This window comes from Bradyrhizobium genosp. L, assembly GCF_015624485.1.
Classification (GTDB): Bacteria; Pseudomonadota; Alphaproteobacteria; order Rhizobiales; family Xanthobacteraceae; genus Bradyrhizobium.
Genome location: NZ_CP061378.1, coordinates 4,773,083 through 4,790,342 on the forward strand (window position 1 = coordinate 4,773,083; position 17,260 = coordinate 4,790,342).

The window sequence follows — 17,260 nt, forward strand, 5'->3', positions numbered from 1 at the left end:
AATTGTCATGAATAGTGCCGACACGTCTGCCCGATACAGCTCGGGGACCCGCATGGACTATTTCAAACGCTTCAACTTCCTGTTCGCCGCGCCGGTGTTCGAGGCCGACGACCTCGAGGGCATCCGCTTCAACCAGATCATCAGCGAAATCGAGCGCTCCGGCTTCGAAGTGGTGCGTGCCCGCAAGCTGGAAGACGCCGAGATCGCGGTGCAGACCGATGCGGCGATCGGCTGCATGGTGGTCGACTGGGGCAAGAAGGGACTTGAGGGCAAGACTGCGGCGCTGATCAATCTGATGCGCCGGCGCGGCCTCGACTTCCCGATCATCCTCTTGATTCGCCGCAAGCGCTTCGAGGACCTGCCGGTCGAGGTGCTGGATTTCATCGACGGCTACGTGTTCCTGTCCGAGGAGACCCCGCCCTTCATCGCCAAGAACCTGATCTCCAGGCTGAAGCAATATGCCGAGAACCTGAAGACGCCGTTCTTCGGGGCGCTGGTCGACTATGCCGAGGAAGGCAACCAGCTCTGGACCTGCCCGGGCCACAATGGCGGCGTGTTCTACAGCCGCAGCCCGATCGGCCGGGTGTTCGTCGAGCATCTCGGCGAAGCCGTGTTCCGCGACGACCTCGACAATTCCGTGCTCGACCTCGGCGACCTCCTCACCCATGAGGGGCCGGCGCTGCGGGCGCAGAAGGAAGCGGCGAAGATCTTCGGCGCCGAGAAGACCTATTTCGTGCTCAACGGCACCTCGACCTCCAACAAGGTGGCGCTCGGCTCGCTGGTCACCGACGGCGACCTCGTACTGTTCGACCGCAACAACCACAAGGCCGCCCATCACGGCGCGCTCTTGATCGGCGGCGGCATCCCGGTCTATGTGCCGACGGTGCGCAACGCCTGGGGCCTGATCGGGCCGATGCGCTGGGACCTGCTCGACGAAGGCGCCATCCGCGACGCTATCCGCAAGCACCCGTTGGTCAAGGACGAGAACGCCTGGAAAAAGGAGCGACCGTTCCGCGTCGCCGTGGTCGAGGAGTGCACCTATGACGGCACCATCCACTCGGCCGAGATGATCCTCAAGCGCATCGGTCATCTCTGCGACTACATCCTGTTCGACGAGGCCTGGGCCGGCTTCATGAAATTCCACCCGATCTATGCCGGCCGCTTCGCGATGGGCTTGTCCGATCTCGGCCCCGAGGCGCCCGGCATCATCGCGACGCAATCGACCCACAAGCAGCTCGCGAGCTTCTCGCAGGCCTCACAGATCCACATTCGCGATCGCCACATCAAGGGTCAGAAGCGCCGCGTCGAGCACCGCCGCTTCAACGAAAGCTTCATGCAGCACGCCTCGACCTCGCCGTTCTACCCGATCTTCGCCTCGCTCGACGTCGGCGCCCAGATGATGAAAGGCCGCTCCGGCGAAGTGCTGTGGGACGATACGATCCGGCTCGGCATCGAGCTGCGCAAGAAGATCCGCGCCGTGAAGCGCGAGTTCGAGGAGAAGGAGACGCGCGCGGAGCGCCGCTGGTTCTTCGAGCCGTTCGTGCCGGATCGCGTCAAGATTCCCGATGTCGCCCGCGACGGCGGCGTGCACAACGTCGCCTGGGAGACGATCTCGACCGACCAGCTCGCGACCGATCCGTCGTACTGGCAACTGAGCCCGGGCGAGACCTGGCACGGCTTTCCCGATCTGACCGCGGGCTTCGCCATGACCGACCCCAACAAGCTGACATTGCTCACACCGGGCTTCGATCACGCAACCGGCGCCTATGCCGACCACGGCATCCCCGCGCCGGTCGTGGCGCAATATCTGCGTGAGAACCAGATCGTTGCCGAGAAGAACGATCTCAACTCCCTGCTCTTCCTGCTGACACCAGGCGTCGAGGCCAGCAAGGCCGGCACGCTGGTGTCAGGCCTCGTCGCCTTCAAGAAGCTGCATGACGACAACGCACTGATCGAGGATGTCATCCCCGAGTTCTTCCGCCGTCGCCCGCAACGCTACACCGGGGTTCGGCTGCGCGACCTCTGCGGCGACATGCATCGCTTCTTCCGCGACGGCGGCGTCAGCACCTTGCAGGCCAAGCAATTCCTGCCCGAACACCTGCCCGAGATCGCGATGTCGCCGCGCCAGGCCGCGCAGTACCTGATCCGCAACGACGTCGACTATCTGCCGATCGACGAGATTTACGGCCGCATCGCCGCGACCCCGTTCGTGGTCTACCCCCCCGGGATCGCCACCATCGTCCCCGGCGAGCGGCTCACCGAACGCAGCAAGCCGATGATCGATTATCTCAAGATGTTCGAATCGAGCTTCAACGCGTTCCCCGGATTCGAGGTCGAGGTCCAGGGCCTCTACAAGGAGATCGACGTCGCCGGTCGCGTCCGCTTCTATACCTATGTCGTGGCCGAGTGAGCGGACGGACGGCCCCTAATGGAGAATGATCACAAGATCACCATTCGTTCCTCGCGCGACAGCGATGTCGATGCGATGCTCGCGATCTACCGCCATCACATCCGTCACGGCGTCGAGGAGAGCGTCGACGACACCGGCACGCCGGAGCCCGACGATCTGCGCGACCGTCGCAAGAATCTGCGCAACACGCGGCTGCCGCACCTCGTCGCCGTCTGCAACGGCGAGGTGGTCGGCTACGCCTATGTGGTGCTGTTCCGCAAGCGCCCGGCCTACCGCTACACGGTGAAGCACTCGATCTACATTCATCACGAGTTCACCGGCAAGGGCGTCGGCGGCAAGCTGTTGCAGGAATTGATCGACACCTGCGCGGCGGCCGGTTTCCGCCAGATGATCGGCTACATCGATAGCGACAACGCCGCCTCGCTGGCGCTGCACGACCGCTCCGGCTTCGCGCGTGTCGGGCATCTGCCCGGCGTCGCCTACCGCTACGGCCGCTGGTCCGACACCATCATGGTGCAGCGTTCGCTCGCGGCGGGCGCCACCGCGCCGCCGCCACCCGCACCACTGTCGCGGCGGTGATGGACTCCCGTGTCGTCCCGGCGAAGGCCGGGACCCATACGCCGCAGCCGATGCAGTGAACGGGACTCGTCGTTCCGCCGTTGCGTAGCAATAGCCGCCGGTGGTGATGGGTCCCGGCCTTCGCCGGGACGACACGTGTGGCAACACCGTCAATCCCGTCATCCTGAGGCGCGAGCACTGGCGAGCCTCGAAGGATCGACGGCCACCAGTCGGGCCGATTCATCCTTCGAGACGCGCTTCGCGCTCCTCAGGATGACGGGACTAGCGATATGCCCGTCGCTCGAAGCCGCCTACTCCAGCGTGAAGCCGACCCGCAGCGTCACCTGGTAGTGGCGGACCTTGCCGTCCTCGATATGGCCGCGCGTCCCGACGACCTCGAACCATTTCATTTCGCGGATCGTCTTCGAGGCGCGGCTGACCGCGTTCTCGATCGCCGCTTCGATGCTCTTGTCCGATGATCCGACCAATTCCAGGATCTTGTAGACGTGGTCCGTGTCGTGAGTGGCGGGCATGACGACCTCCTTGGCCTGTCCTCTGAAGCAGATAGCACCGGACCAACGTGCCGCGTTGCTTTTGGTGCCATCGGCGAACCGCCATCCCGGCGCCCGTCGTGCTCGGCATCTTCCTCAGCGTGATCTGATCTGCGCCGGTGTGAGCTGGATCACGATCGGCATGGCGCTGCGGCGGCGGGCGTAAGGCCTGATCGCAGAGTGGGTTAGCTGAACCGGCGCGCGCGAATCCTGTTGTCCACGGCCGTCGCTGCTTCACGTTGTCGTGCGCGTGCTCGAACCCTCATTCATCCCGCTTCGTCCAACCTCGCGAGCGAGCCATTCCGGTTTCGCCGAACCGAAGGATGGACTTTTCATGTCGATCAGATCGAGACTATCGTCAGCAGCGTTGATCGCGCTCGCGACCACGACCACGCTGGCGACGACTGCGGTGATGGTCACCGCCGTCGCCACCACGGTCCTGACCACGACCGCCGCCAATGCGTTTCAGCCCCGCATCGTTCCGCCATGCAGCTATTTCCTCTTCAACGAGGGATGCGGCGCGCCGTCTCCGCAGGTCGATTACGGCCGCGCGCGCAACCGCGACATCTCGCCCGCCTACATGAAGCAGTCCGACCCGCGCTACAATCAGGGCCTCCTCAGCGCAGGCGGAGGCGGTGGTGGTGGCGGCGGTGGTGGTGGTGGCGGCCGCTAACCGCCAGCCGGTGCGGAGCCGATGAGCACGGCGTTATCGCAGTGCTCATCGGATGCCGTGGCTCAGGGCTGCGCGAGATGCCAGGCGCCGTTGAGGAAGCCGTCGCCGGTGATGTCGCCGGGCTTCTGGTCCTTGGCGAAGGTGTAGAGCGGCTTGCCTTTGTAAGCCCATTGCTTCGAGCCGTCGTCGCGGGAGATGATGCTGTAGCCGCCGTCGGCCTTGTCGCTGGCCTCCGCCTTCAGGACCGGCCAGTTGGTCGCGCACGGGCCATTGCAGGCCGATTTGCCCTCGCTGTCCTTGTCGAACGTATAGAGCGTCATGCCCTTGGCGTCGGTGAGGACCGAGCCCTTCGGGGTCGAGCCGGTCTTGGTCGGCGGCGCCGCGAAGGCGGCCGATGCCAGTGCGAGTGACAATGCGGTGGCGAGCGCGAGTGACGTCTTCATGATGTCTCCTGTTTGAATGCAAATGGTTGCACGTATAGAAACGCGCCACGCCGCCCTCTATTCCGATCGCCGCGCGTAAAGAATTTTTCGGCGTTTTGTCGCACCGGCGGAATAAGCACCGAAGCGCGCGTCGATACCGCCCAAAGGCTTGACTGCCCCGGCCCGCGCGTTATCCATCGACGAGGCTTCGGAGGAGACCGGCGTGCAATTTGTCGACGACAGCGAAGTCAACCGCGTCCTCACCTTTCCGATCCTGATCGGGGCGATCGAAGCCGCGCACCGGCGGCCGAAGATCGCGGTGCGCGACGGCTATCTCGGCGACGACAAGGGCCAGCAACTCGTGACCCGCAGCGCGGTCGATGCCGGCCGCTTCATGATGACCAAGCTCTACACCAGCTTTCCGGGCAACCTCGCTCAGGGCAAGTTGCCGGCGGTGCAGGCAGTGTGCGTGCTGTTCGACGGCAATGACGGGAGGCCACTCGCGGTGATGGATGCCGCCGAGATCACGCATTGGAAGACGGCAGCCGACTCCGCGCTCGGCGCCAAGCACCTGGCGCGGGCGGATGCCGAGACGCTGCTGGTGGTCGGCGCCGGCGAGATGGCGCGCTGGCTGGTGCGCGGCCACCGCACCGTGCGGCCGTCGCTGCGCCGCATGCAAATCTGGAATCGCACGGTGGAGCGCGCACGTGAGCTCGCCGCGCAGCTCGCGCGCGATGGCATTGCCGCCGAAGCCGTCACCGATCTCGACGCCGCGACGCGCGAGGCCGACATCATCACCACCTGCACCCGCTCGCGCGATCCGCTGGTCAAGGGCGCGAACCTGCGGCCCGGCACTCATCTCGATCTGGTCGGCGGCTTCACCCCTGAGACCCGCGAGGCCGACGACGAGGCCGCGCGGCGCTCGCGCATCTTCGTCGACCGCCGCGAATCCGCCTTCGACGGCGTCGGCGATATTCTGCAACCGATTGCCAGTGGCGCAATCCGTGAGAGCGACGTGCTTGGTGATCACTACGATCTCGCCGGCGGCAAGGTCGTGGGCCGACTGTCGGCGGACGATATCACGTTCTTCAAGAACGCCGGCGGCGGGCATCTCGATCTGATGACGTGCGAGACGGTGTTTGCGCGGTTGGGGAGGGAGTTAAGTTGAACGGACACGGCAGCGATCGCGGCGTGTTGTAGTTTTGGAGCGGAGCCTTTCGAATAACTCAACTTATGCCATGAGTCTCGAAACCGCGATGGCCCACGCACTTCCGATCGTCCAGTTCGCCAGTCCCACCGCGACCGCAAAAATGAATATCAAGAGTAGCTTTCGCCAAGCGTGCCAACGTCCCCGATTTGCAACATCAAAATCAACGGAGGACGCCACTATGCCTGCAATCACCGAAGCAGCCATGAGGAACAATAATTTTGTCGTGTAGTCAGTTTGCACAAAGGTATAGACGTTGAGTGATCCGATTACAGGAACCTGCAGCGAACGAATCAACACACGAGGTTCCATTCCCTGAAAAATTAGAGGGCCATTGGTGGTTAACGTCTGCCATGCACATCGCTTCAGATCGGCATCATGCAAGGCCAACAACTGATCCACCCTTAGTTGAATGAGACCTCCACAATAGGCATGAGCTACTGTGAGGGCTACGGCAAGCAATGGAAAGTAGGAGATCTTCAAGGGAATATCCCAAACCTTCAACTCGTCGCGATTGACGACTCGCAGACCAACAATTGTGCCGCATAAGACGGCACCACCGATGATCACATGGTTGGTTTGTACGGCTGCGGTTACGAGAGCGTCAATAGGAAGACCTTTACAGTCAGCCATTGTCGTCACGCCTCGCGACCATTGCCTCGTTGGGATATCCGTTTCCGGACCTTCTGATAGATTTCAACGCAGAACGAGACGATTACAATCACCAGCGCCAGTAGGACAACGATTGCAAAAAGAAGTAGCGCAACTGCCACGAGACCGCTGGCTGGGACAGATTGATCCATGCTACTAAACCTATGATTGAACGCAGCATGCTATTCTTGTGCAAGCCTTAAGGTCAAGTGGCTAGCCTAGTCTCTGAAACAGGGACTCCTCGCAAAATGCCTACGGCATCGCCCGCAAACTAGGTCGATCGGATCATTCTGCCTGATGAGAAACGATGGTGAATACGCCCAAACGATTTCTCAGCGAGAGTGCATCAACGTGCGAACGAAAGCTCCGGCCCGCTGTGAGAGTTGAAGCACTACTCGCGGCGGCGCTCGGCGCCAAGCACCTGGCACGAGACGCTGCTGGTCGTCGACGCCGGCGAGATGGCACACTGGCTGGTGCGCGGCCACCGCACGGTGCGGCCCTCGCTGCGCCGCGTGCAAATCTGGAATCGAACGGTGGAACGTGCCGTGGTGCTCGCCACGCTGCTGGAGAGCGACGGCATCGCCGCCGAAGCCGTTACCGATCTCGACGCCGCCAGCCGCGAAGCCGACATCATCACCACCTGCGCCCGCTCGCGCGAGCCGCTGGTCAAGGGCGCGAATTTGCGGCCCGGCACCCCGCTCGATCTGGTCGGCGGCTTCACCCCGGAGACCCGAGAGGCCGACGACGAGGCGGCGCGCCCGCATCTTCGTCGACCGCCGCGAATCCGCCTTCGACGGCGTCGGCGACATTTTACAGCCGATTGCCCGTGACGCGATTACCGGGAACGACGTGCTCGGCGACCACTACGATCTCGCCAGCGGCAAGGTCGCGGGCCGCCTGTCGGCGGACGATATCACGTTCTTCAAGAACGCTGGCGGCGGGCATCTCGATCTGATGACGTGCGAGACGGTGTTTCGGCAGGTGGAGAAGAATTTGCGGTGAGCGTGAGCGTCAGGGCGCAGACACCGTAGAGTTACGGGATTTCCGGGCGTCTATTCTGTAAAGGCCAGTGCCGAAGTTACTTGCTCGCAGCTTCGTTAGACTTATCCTTTAGGTTACAATTTGCAATTCGCGTATTGCGTGCATGTCCAGCATTGCTAAACTGATAGCTTTTGGGGCTGTCAATGACAAAGTCTCGTCCGTTTTCGATATACCTACTTAAGCCGGGCCGCGATGCAACAAATTCTCTGAGAAATGATCACGGACTCCAACCGGCTGAAGCGGAGTCCTTGCCACCTAACGCTCGTCTCTTCATCTTGGACGCAACACCAACACCGCCGTGGTGGAAGGGCTATTTCGATGTGCAAGAAGAACTCTTACAAGAGCACAAGGGCGCCATCGTCTTTCTGCCGGTGACGAATCGCTTCTTTGCATTGTCATTCGGACAGGTCTTCCACCATCTAGACGACACTTGCTATGAGTATGATTTTGGCTTGCGCGTCACTCTCAACAGCCTTGACCCAAAAGAGTTGAAGAGCGCGGACATGGTTGAGCCCGGGGCGGCGCGTCGGAAGCGAACCCAAGTTCCTGTGTCCACAGAACTCACATATCTCGATTTCGACGGCAACAGCGAGATCATTCGTAGTCTAACTGGCAAAGTAAAGTCTGAGTATGCGGAGCTGTTTAAGAACGCGACGGGGTCATCGGCACTCAAGGTGAACCTCAAGCTCGAGGCGAACGAACTGCCGACGATTTGCGAGACTCTGTTAGAGTTGTATGGGAAAGACGACTACAAAGACGCTTTCCCTAACATCCAAAATATTGCTCCGGTAAGGGACCCCGTACACATCACAGTTCTCGACGGCTTGTTGCTGGAATCGCTCCGTGGACGAGATGGCCGCGTGACCCTAACAATTCCTGACATAGTAGATTATCGCGACAACACGTGCTGCATGTTTGCGGGAACTGGAGCAGCGAGCGAGATTTTTCCGGACATCTCGATCGAACACTTCTACGAATTCTTGGGCGCCGACTTCGACCTCGACAACCTTACGATCGATCGCCTGAAGCGATACCGCTTGTTGCTAACGGATGTCGAGGGCAATCCAAGTAAATCCTTTGGACTGCATAGAGCACTTATTTTTGAAACAGAACGAGACGATGCGATCTATCATCTTTGTGAGGGGAGTTGGTACAAGGTCGAGAAAAGCTACGTCGAGAGGTTGAACACCTATATTGATGGCAAATGCGCTGAGAGCGAACTCTGTCCCTACGATCATGACGATACAAAAGACGGAAAAGCCGTCTACAGCGAAGAAAACTACAACGCAGCGGTTTCTATGTGGAGTGACCGATACATTTGCCTTGATCAGACCGACATTAGCCCGTCAGGAAACACCACGATCGAGCCGTGCGACCTCTATTCTGTCGAGGAGGATACATTTACACCTGGTAGACATCGCGGCGTGTTGTATCACATCAAGATTTCTACGAGGTCTTCGCAACTAAGCCACTTGTTCAATCAAGGCGTCAATTCCGTTCAGCTGATTCAACTTGAGCCGTCATCACAGGAAAAGATGAGAACCTTAGTGGTGGAGAAACTAGCCGGAAATGACGAGGCGATCTATATCTCTCCCTTAAATAGCTTCGATTTCAAAGTCATATTCGCCATCATCACGCATAAGGACCCAGCACAAAAATCGCGGAACTTGCCGCTATTTTCAAAAATCAGCCTTATGCGGAATATGCAGCAGCTCGATTTAATGAAAGTGCATACAGCGCTAATCTATGTCCAAGATGCAAGCGCGAAGAAGGAAGGTCATCCGAAGCATGTACAAGTTCTAGTGGAAGTCTTTGAGGCGGCAGGAGGGAAGGTTGAGGTTCGTCCTATCCAAGGCCAGAACGGATATGATCCAACTGCCTCTATAAAAGGGTGCCCCAAAGCAGTTAGGCACAGTCCAATTGGGACGCGTTTCAGATTGTCAGTTTCTCGATCGGAGGATGGCAGTCTGAGGAGCCATCACAATTGGCCGTTCGTGCCCGTTCCTTAGCGAAGCAGAGCAAGCTAGCAGTCCGCACTAGCGTAGCAGGATGCGGACCAGCCTCCCTGAATGTGACTTCGCTCATCTGAGCTACATTGTCGAAGTAATCTACTCTGCCGCCTCTCGCACGGGCGCATCCAGCTCCGCCGACACTTTCGGCGGCGACATCGGCAGGCTGTAGAACCGCTTGCCGAGCGCGTCGTGCACGGCATTGGCGACCGCGGCCATCACAGGCACCAGCGGCACTTCGCCGACACCCTTCACGCCCTGCGGGTGCTTCGGGTTCGGCACCTCGACCAGCGCGCAGTCGAGCATCGGCAGGTCGGAGCAAACCGGCATGCGGTAGTCGAGGAAGCCGGGATTATCGACCTTGCCATCCTTGTTGTAGATGTACTCCTCGTTCAACGCCCAGCCGATGCCTTGGGCGACGCCGCCTTGCAGCTGGCCCTCGACATAGCTTGGATGGACGGCACGGCCGACATCCTGCACCGCCGTGTATCTGACGACGCGCACGATGCCGAGCTCGACATCGACCTCGACGTCGCAGATATGCGTGCCGAAGCCGCCTTCCGCGCCCTGGGTGTTGAGCTGCACGCTGGCGCCGATCGGGCCGCCCTGCGAGGGCGCCTTCTCGGCAAGCTGAGCCAGGGTCAGCGGCTCGAACTGGCCGGCATTCGGGCTCACCGGATGCGCGGCGCCGTCTTCCCACTTCACGGCTTCAGGGTCGATCTCCCAGATTTTGGCGGCGCGCTCGCGCAAGGTCGCGATCACCTTGTCGGCGGCCTGCGTCACCACCATCGAGGAGGCGAACAGCACGCGGCTGCCGCCGGTGAGGTTGGAGAAGCCGACGGTCTGGGTGTCGCCGATGATCACCGAGATGCGCTTGTAGTCGATGCCGAGCAACTCGGCGCAGATATTCGCGATGCCGGCGCGCGAGCCGCCAATGTCGGGATGACCGGTGGTGACGACGACATTGCCGTCCTCGGTGATGTTGACCTGCGCCGAGGATTCGCCGCCGGCGTTGAACCAGAAGCCTGAGGCGACGCCCCTGCCCTGCAGCTTGCCGAGCGGCGCGGCATAATGCGGATGGTTCTTCGCCGCCTCCAGCGTCTCGATGTAGCCGATGCGCGGAAACACCGGGCCGTGCGCTGCCTTGGTGCCCTCCTTCGCCGCGTTCTTCAGCCGCAGCTCGAGCGGGTCGATCTTCAGCGCCTCGGCGAGCTCGTCGATCACGCATTCCACGGCATAGGCGCCGATCGGCGCACCGGGGGCGCGATAGGCCGCGACCTTGGAGCGGTTGGAGCAGACGTCAAAGCCTTCCGACAGCACGTGCGGAATGTCGTACGGCGCAAAGCTGCAGCCGACCGCGCCGCGGATCGGTGAGCCCGGAAAGGCGCCGGCCTGCAGATAGAAGCTGCCGTGCGCGGCGACGATGGTGCCGTCCTTCTTGGCGCCGATCTTCACCGTGCTCTTCGAGCCGGAGGTCGGACCGGTCGCGCGCATCACCTCCTCGCGCGTCATCACCATCTTCACCGGGCGGCCGGATTTTTTCGCCAGCATGGTCGCGAGCGGTTCGAGATAGACGATGGTCTTGCCGCCAAAGCCGCCGCCGATCTCGGCGGGGATGGCGCGGATGTCGCTCTGCGGAATGCCTGTCAGCATCGATGTCATGGCGCGGACCATGAACTGGCCCTGGCTCGACGACCAGATCGTGGTCTTGCCGTCGGCGGCGACCGAGATCAGGCAGGCATGCGGCTCGATATAGCCCTGGTGCACCGGGCGCGTGGTGAAGGAGCGCTCGATTACGATCTCGGCGTCCTTGAAGCCTTGCGCGATGTCGCCCTTCTTGGACTCGATCCGGCCCATGATGTTGGAGGGCCTGCCGTCGAACTTGCTCCATTCATGCAGGATCGACGCGTCGGCTTTCAGCGCGTCGTCGATCTCGATCGCCCAGGGCAATACCTCGTAGTCGACCTCGATCAGCTTGCAGGCTTCCGCCGCGATCGCTTCCGATGTCGCCGCCACCGCCGCCACGGGATGGCCGGGGAACAGCGCCTTCTCGCGCGCCATCACGTTGCGGCACATCCAGCGCATGTCCTGGATGCCGAGCATCACCGCGCCCTTCGCAATCGTGAAGTCGACGATGTCGCGCGCGGTGACCACCGCCTTCACGCCGGGCAGCGCCTCGGCCTTGGCGGTGTCGATCGACCTGATGCGTGCATGCGGATGCGGGCTGCGCAGCACCTTGCCCCAGATCATGCCGGGCATCGTGGTGTCGGCGGCGAACGCCGCGCGGCCCGTCACCTTGTCGACGCCATCGGGCCGAATGGTGCGCTGGCCGATCCATTTGTTGTTGACGACGTTCATCGTGCAGTCTCCCGCATCTCGGCGGCGGTCTCCATCACCGCGCGAACAATCTTGTCGTAACCGGTGCACCGGCACAGATTGCCGGCGAGCCAGAAGCGGACTTCCTCTTCGGTCGGGTTCGCATTCTTCGCGAGCAGCGCCTCGGAGGCGACGATCATGCCCGAGGTGCAGATGCCGCATTGGAGCGCGGCATGCTCGAGGAATTTCTGCTGCAACGGATGCAGCCGGTCGCCTTGGGCCAGGCCCTCGATGGTCCTGATCTCATGCCCCTCGGCCTCGGCCGCGAGCATCAGGCAGGAGCAGACGAGACGGCCGTCGAGCGTGATCGAGCAGGCGCCGCAATCGCCGGACGAGCAGCCCTCCTTGGAGCCGGTGAGGCCGAGTTGCCCGCGCAGCGCGTCGAGCATGGTTTCGTAGGGTTCGCAGAGGAATTCGACCGGCTCGCCGTTGACCGAGGTGGTGACGTGGAGTTTCGGCATGGTGCTAACGTCCTCCCGCGCGCTGGGCGGCGATCGCGGCGGTGCGCTTGAGCAGCACGCCGGCGGTTTTGGTGCGATAGGCGATGGTGCCGCGCTTGTCGTCGATCGGACGGCAGGCAGCGCGGCAGGCTCCGGCCGCGGCTTCCAGCGCGGCATCATCCAGCTTCGAGCCGATCAACGCCTGCGCCGCAGGCTCAACCAGCAACGCAACCGGCGCCACCGCGCCGAGGCCGACACGGGCTGCGGTGCAGACACCGTCCTTCAAGGTCAGGCTGACGCCGAGGCCGACCACCGCGATATCCATCTCGGTGCGCGGGATCATCCGCAAATAGGCATCGGCGGAGCCCGCAGGCCGCGGCGGCAAGGTGAAGCTGACCAGGATCTCGCCCGGCTTCAGGTTGGTGCGACCGGGTCCGGCCGGCACGTCCTCGACCTTGAGCTCACGGCGGCCGTTCGGGCCCTGCACGGTGACGACGGCGCCAGCCGCGATCATCGCCGGCACGCTGTCGCCGGCGGGCGAGCCGTTGCAGAGATTGCCGCCGGCCGAGGCGCGGCCCTGCACCTGCTTGGAGCCGATCAGGTTGACGGCCTCGAGCACGCCCGGCCACGCCTTGCCGAAGCGCGGATGCTCCAACAACGCCATGCCGGAGGCGGCGGCGCCGATGCGAAAACCGCCGTCGGCGGTCTCGGTGATCTCGGTCATCTCGCCGATCTTCTTGATGTCGACGATTAGTCCCGGCCGCACCAGGCCGGAGCGCATTTGCACCAATAGATCGGTGCCGCCTGCCATAATGCGGGCGGCACTTCCGGCGGCAGCGAATGCGCCAATCGCTTCATCAAGCGAGCGCGGAGCTACGTATCGGATATCGGTCATGTCGGTCTTTTGGACTCCCTCGGCTGCTTGTTCCCTTGATGGGGCCTTATCTCTGGCCGGCAGGCCACAAGAGTACACGGCCGGGCGCGGTCCGAACAGCCTCCGAGGTGCGGTGTAAAGCGCGGGCTCCTATGCAGGATGGGCGCTTGCGCGGGCCGGTTGCAGCCGGGTCGGCAGATGCCGTTGCTTGCCTTGCGCGGCGGATTGGTGAAGCATGTGCCGGTCAGATCGGGAGACAGCGAATGCCCCATGTTTCGCGCAGAACGCTCCTCAAGCTTGCCGCCGCTGCGCCGCCGGCGATCACGATGCCGGCCACGTTCTCATCGCGCGCCGCGGCCGCGAGCAAGGGCAAGACCATCACCGCGGTGATGCATTCCGACCTCCGTATCATCGACCCCGGCATCACGACGGCCTACATCACCCGCGACCACGGCTACATGGTCTATGACACGCTGCTCGGGATCGATGCCGCCTTCAAGGTCCACCCGCAGATGGCGGACTGGACCGTCTCGGACGACAAACTGACCTACACCTTCACGCTGCGCGACGGGTTGAAGTGGCATGACGGCGCGCCCGTGACCGCGGGGGACTGCGTCGCCTCGCTGAAGCGCTGGAGCGCGATCGACGGCATGGCGCAGAAGCTCGCCGAGTTCACCGCGACGCTGGAAGCATCCGGACCGAAGACCATCGTGCTCAAGCTCAAGGAGCCGTACGGCCTGGTGCTGGAGTCGATCGCAAAGCCCTCCTCCTATGTCGCGTTCATGATGCCGAAGCGGATGGCCGAGACGCCGCCGGGCAAGCAGATCACCGAGCAGATCGGCTCCGGCCCGTTCAAGTTCGCCACGAGCGAATTCCAGCCCGGCGTCAAGGCGGTCTACGAGAAGAACGCCGACTATCTGCCGCGCAAGGAGAAGCCGGAATGGACCTCGGGCGGCAAGGTCGCCAAGGTCGACCGGGTCGAATGGATCACGATGCCCGACGCGCAGACCGCGATCAACGCGCTGCAATCCGGCGACATCGATTTCATGGAGCTGCCGCCGATCGACCTGCTGCCGCCGCTCGAAGCCAATTCTGACCTGACCGTCGCCGTGCTGAACAAGTTCGGCTTCCAGATCGAGGGCCGGATGAACTTCCTGCTCCCGCCGTTCGACAATCCGAAAGTCCGCCGCGCCGCGTTCCTGGCGCTGAACCAGAAGGACGTGCTCGACGCCACCGTCGGCAACCCCAAATATTACGAGATCTGCGGCGCCGCTTTCGCCTGCAATTCGCCGCTCGCCAGCGACGTCGGCGCGGAGACGCTGATCAAGGGCAACGGCCTGGACGCCGCCAAGAAAGCGCTGGCGGAATCGGGCTATGACGGCACGCCCGTCGTCATCATGATTCCTGCCGACAACGCGGTGCTGAAATCGCCGCCGATCGTGGTGGCCCAGCGCTTGCGCGAGGCCGGCTTCACCGTCGACGCGCAGACCACCGACTGGCAGACCCTGGTCAGCCGCCGCTCCCTCATGAAGCCGACCAAGGAAGGCGGCTGGAACATGTTCTTCACCTTCACGGGTGCAACCGAGGTGATGAACCCGATCGCCAACAACCAGGTGGTTGCCAACGGCAAGCGCGCCTGGTTCGGCTGGCCGGAGGACGAAAAGCTCGAAGCCTTGCGCGACGCCTTTGCGCGCTCGACCTCACCCGACGAGCAGAAGAAGCTCGCAATCGAGATCCAGAAGGAAGCCTACGAGCAGGTGATCTTCATCCCACTCGGCCAGTTCCGCTCGCCAAGCGCCTGGCGCAAATCGCTCACCGGCGTGCTGGAGGGCCCGGCACCGCCGGTGTTCTGGAACGTGGACAAGAGCGAATAAAAATCGGCGGCGCAAAGCGCCGCCGATGACGTTGTCGATTGCAGCTTACTGGCCGTTGGTCCGGCGCGCGGCCTTCGGCGCCTCGTCCTTCAGCTTCTCCAGCGCGCCGGGCATCATCTGTCCGAACATCGAGCTCAGCATCGCGGTCGGGATCAGACCGGCATTGCTGCCCTCCTGCCCCTGCGTGCCGGACATCAGGAATTGCGGCACCAGCGGCTGGTTGATCCGGGTCAGCGCGTCCGCGAACTTGGCGAAGTTCTGCTCGGCGAGGCGGAACTCCGGCCCGCCGTAGGCGTCGACGGCCAGCTTGGTCGCCTGCGCATTGGCGGCACCGACCGCGAGCACGCGGTCGGCCTCGCCCTGGCCTTCCAGCCGCGACTGCTCGCCGACCGCGGCCGCCGTGACCTTGCGGGTCTCGGCGTCCTTCTGCGCGCGCGCCAGCGCTGCGGCACCTTCGTTCTCGTTGACCTTGACCTGGATCAACGATTGCGTCAGCGCGGTCTGCGCCGCGGCCGTCGCCTTGGCCTCGTTCAGCGCGCGCTCCTGCACCGCGGCCTTCTCCTGCTCCTGATAGGTTTCGATCTGCTCGCGCGCGACCTGGCGCGAGCGGAGCTGGATCAGGATGTTCTCGATGGTGTGGTCGTTGGCGGCCGCCCGCGGCGTGCCGATCAGCACCTCCTGAAGGTCGAGCGAATAGCCCTCGAACTTCGACTTCATTTCACTCGCCGCCTCGGCCTGGACCGCGGCGCGGTTCTGCAGCAGCTCGATCAGCGTCATCTTCTGCGCGATGTTCTTGAAGAACGCAGAGACCATCGGGTCGAGCGTCTGCTCGACCAGCTTCTTCACGTCGCCGAAGCGCTGGATGATCATCGGCGCCTTCTTGTAGTCGATATGCATCACCACCGAGAGCGGCAAAGTCGGCTCGAACGCGTCCTTGGTGATCAGCGAGATCTCCGACAGGTTCTCGTCGAGCTTCATCGCGCCGACCTCGCCGCGCACCCATTTCAGGATGAAGTTGACGGTCGGGATCACCTCGATCTTGCCGGCATAGGTGTTGAACGCGTATTTGCCGGGCAGCAGCGGATCCTTCCAGACGCCGCGGCTGCCGTTGAGCACGAGCTCGCCATGGCGATACTGCTCGCCCGAGACGTCATCGGTGCGCGGGCCGGTGTAGAAGATCACGACGCCGACGTTACCGACCGGGATCACGGTCTTCGGCACCGCCTCGACGGTCGCAAACAGGCGGTTGATGTACCAGGTGCCTTCGACGATGACCTGGAGCTGGCGGCCGCGATAGCCGCCGCCGGCCAGGAATTTCTCCGGCTCCTGGAAGTTGTTGTGGAACGTCGCCTCATCGCGCAGGTCGATGCCGACCTCCGGCGCGATGATTTCGCCGGGAGGCAGCGACGGGCCGTCATGCACGGTGACGATGCCGACCAGGTCATGGTCGGCGGCCAGCACCACCGGCGCAAAGCCCCAGCGTTCGGCGATCGTGAGCTGCATGTTCTCGATCACGCTGCTCTCCTGGGCACTCAGCGCGTGGCCATAGACGCGGTCGTCGGTGATGACGGCGAACTGCGTGGTGTTGATCGCATAGGTGCCTTCACGCAGCACCTTGCGCTGCGGACCCTGCTGGCCGCCGCCAAGCAGGAAGCGCCGCACGTCCTGGAAGTCGGACTTGTCTTCGGTGTCGTTGGCGCCGAGCACCTGCGAGGAGCCGAGCGGCGCGCCGTCGCGCGCGAACACATAGGCGATCTTGCCCTGGCCGACGGTGACGAGATCCGAGCGGTGGATGCGGTACATGAAGGGGAACATCACATGCAGGCCGCCGCGCAGCACTTCAGGCTCGTAGCCGGCCTCGCCGTTCAGCGCGATGAAGCCGCCGTCGATCGAGCCCTTCGTGGTCCACAGCTTCTCGACGATGCCGACCTGATTGTTCGGAATGTAGCGAAATACGTTCGATATCCGCAGCAGGATCACACATGCGACCGCGACTGCGATCCAAATGGCATATTGGGTTAAACCCAAGCCATTAAGAAAACCAAGGAAGTCCATAGTCCATCTCCACAATTCGCAACTGGGCGGTCTGGGAAGCCAAACCGACATCCCAAAATTGCGGAGCGCGAATGTGGTGAGCGGCAGTGGCGGCGCAAGGCGGTGGACATGGTTTGCCC

General features: G+C 62.7%; 15 protein-coding genes. 8 read left to right on the forward strand and 7 right to left on the reverse strand.

Annotation, left to right across the window (positions count from 1 at the left end):
• Nucleotides 1–52: 52 nt before the first annotated feature.
• Nucleotides 53–2,410, forward strand: coding sequence for an Orn/Lys/Arg decarboxylase N-terminal domain-containing protein (locus IC762_RS22755; protein WP_195784455.1), 2,358 nt, complete (start codon nt 53–55; stop codon nt 2,408–2,410).
• 18 nt (nt 2,411–2,428) lie between these two features.
• Complete coding sequence (locus tag IC762_RS22760) at nt 2,429–2,989, forward strand: GNAT family N-acetyltransferase (RefSeq protein WP_195784456.1); 561 nt, start codon at nt 2,429–2,431, stop codon at nt 2,987–2,989.
• Between the two features lie 290 nt (nt 2,990–3,279).
• Here IC762_RS22760 and IC762_RS22765 read toward each other — a convergent pair whose 3' ends face one another.
• Nucleotides 3,280–3,501 carry a dodecin gene (locus IC762_RS22765; protein ID WP_195784457.1) on the reverse strand — a complete coding sequence of 74 codons (222 nt, stop codon included), beginning with the start codon at nt 3,499–3,501 and terminating at the stop codon, nt 3,280–3,282.
• A 352-nt stretch (nt 3,502–3,853) separates the two neighbouring features.
• Between IC762_RS22765 and IC762_RS22770 the strand changes: the two genes are divergently transcribed.
• Complete coding sequence (locus IC762_RS22770; protein ID WP_195784458.1) at nt 3,854–4,192, forward strand: hypothetical protein; 339 nt, start codon at nt 3,854–3,856, stop codon at nt 4,190–4,192.
• 62 nt (nt 4,193–4,254) lie between these two features.
• On the opposite strand, the gene IC762_RS22775 is transcribed toward IC762_RS22770, so the two are convergent.
• Complete coding sequence (locus IC762_RS22775; RefSeq protein ID WP_195784459.1) at nt 4,255–4,635, reverse strand: COG4315 family predicted lipoprotein; 381 nt, start codon at nt 4,633–4,635, stop codon at nt 4,255–4,257.
• Nucleotides 4,636–4,837: 202 nt separating this feature from the next.
• On the opposite strand from IC762_RS22775, the gene IC762_RS22780 reads away from it, so the two are divergent.
• Nucleotides 4,838–5,782 carry an ornithine cyclodeaminase family protein gene (locus tag IC762_RS22780; RefSeq protein ID WP_195784460.1) on the forward strand — a complete coding sequence of 315 codons (945 nt, stop codon included), beginning with the start codon at nt 4,838–4,840 and terminating at the stop codon, nt 5,780–5,782.
• A gap of 63 nt (nt 5,783–5,845) precedes the next feature.
• Here IC762_RS22780 and IC762_RS22785 read toward each other — a convergent pair whose 3' ends face one another.
• Nucleotides 5,846–6,454, reverse strand: a complete 609-nt coding sequence (locus tag IC762_RS22785) for a hypothetical protein (protein WP_195784461.1) — start codon at nt 6,452–6,454, stop codon at nt 5,846–5,848.
• Between the two features lie 401 nt (nt 6,455–6,855).
• On the opposite strand from IC762_RS22785, the gene IC762_RS35680 reads away from it, so the two are divergent.
• From IC762_RS35680 to IC762_RS22795, 3 genes are all read left to right on the forward strand, one after another.
• Complete coding sequence (locus IC762_RS35680; RefSeq protein WP_349629725.1) at nt 6,856–7,302, forward strand: hypothetical protein; 447 nt, start codon at nt 6,856–6,858, stop codon at nt 7,300–7,302.
• Between the two features lie 19 nt (nt 7,303–7,321).
• Nucleotides 7,322–7,474 (forward strand): hypothetical protein, encoded by a 153-nt coding sequence (locus tag IC762_RS35685; RefSeq protein ID WP_349629726.1) that lies wholly within the window; start codon nt 7,322–7,324, stop codon nt 7,472–7,474.
• A 182-nt stretch (nt 7,475–7,656) separates the two neighbouring features.
• Entirely contained in the window at nt 7,657–9,522 is a 1,866-nt protein-coding gene (locus IC762_RS22795; protein ID WP_195784462.1) for a DUF6119 family protein, read from the forward strand.
• A 99-nt stretch (nt 9,523–9,621) separates the two neighbouring features.
• Here IC762_RS22795 and IC762_RS22800 read toward each other — a convergent pair whose 3' ends face one another.
• Genes IC762_RS22800 through IC762_RS22810 form a run of 3 tightly spaced genes read right to left on the reverse strand, consistent with a single transcriptional unit; the run spans nt 9,622 to nt 13,224 of the window.
• Nucleotides 9,622–11,880 (reverse strand): xanthine dehydrogenase family protein molybdopterin-binding subunit, encoded by a 2,259-nt coding sequence (locus IC762_RS22800; protein ID WP_195784463.1) that lies wholly within the window; start codon nt 11,878–11,880, stop codon nt 9,622–9,624.
• Nucleotides 11,877–12,359 (reverse strand): (2Fe-2S)-binding protein, encoded by a 483-nt coding sequence (locus tag IC762_RS22805; protein ID WP_195784464.1) that lies wholly within the window; start codon nt 12,357–12,359, stop codon nt 11,877–11,879. Before IC762_RS22805 ends, IC762_RS22800 begins: the two co-directional genes overlap by 4 nt.
• 4 nt (nt 12,360–12,363) lie before the next feature.
• Nucleotides 12,364–13,224 (reverse strand): FAD binding domain-containing protein, encoded by an 861-nt coding sequence (locus IC762_RS22810; RefSeq protein WP_195790243.1) that lies wholly within the window; start codon nt 13,222–13,224, stop codon nt 12,364–12,366.
• Between the two features lie 251 nt (nt 13,225–13,475).
• Here IC762_RS22810 and IC762_RS22815 point away from each other — a divergent pair, with 251 nt between their 5' ends.
• Nucleotides 13,476–15,086: an ABC transporter substrate-binding protein gene (locus IC762_RS22815; protein WP_195784465.1), complete on the forward strand. Its 1,611-nt coding sequence runs from the start codon at nt 13,476–13,478 to the stop codon at nt 15,084–15,086.
• Between the two features lie 45 nt (nt 15,087–15,131).
• Here IC762_RS22815 and IC762_RS22820 read toward each other — a convergent pair whose 3' ends face one another.
• A complete protein-coding gene (locus IC762_RS22820) occupies nt 15,132–17,141 on the reverse strand; it encodes an SPFH domain-containing protein (RefSeq protein ID WP_195784466.1) in 2,010 nt (669 codons plus the stop codon).
• Between the last annotated feature and the right edge of the window lie 119 nt (nt 17,142–17,260).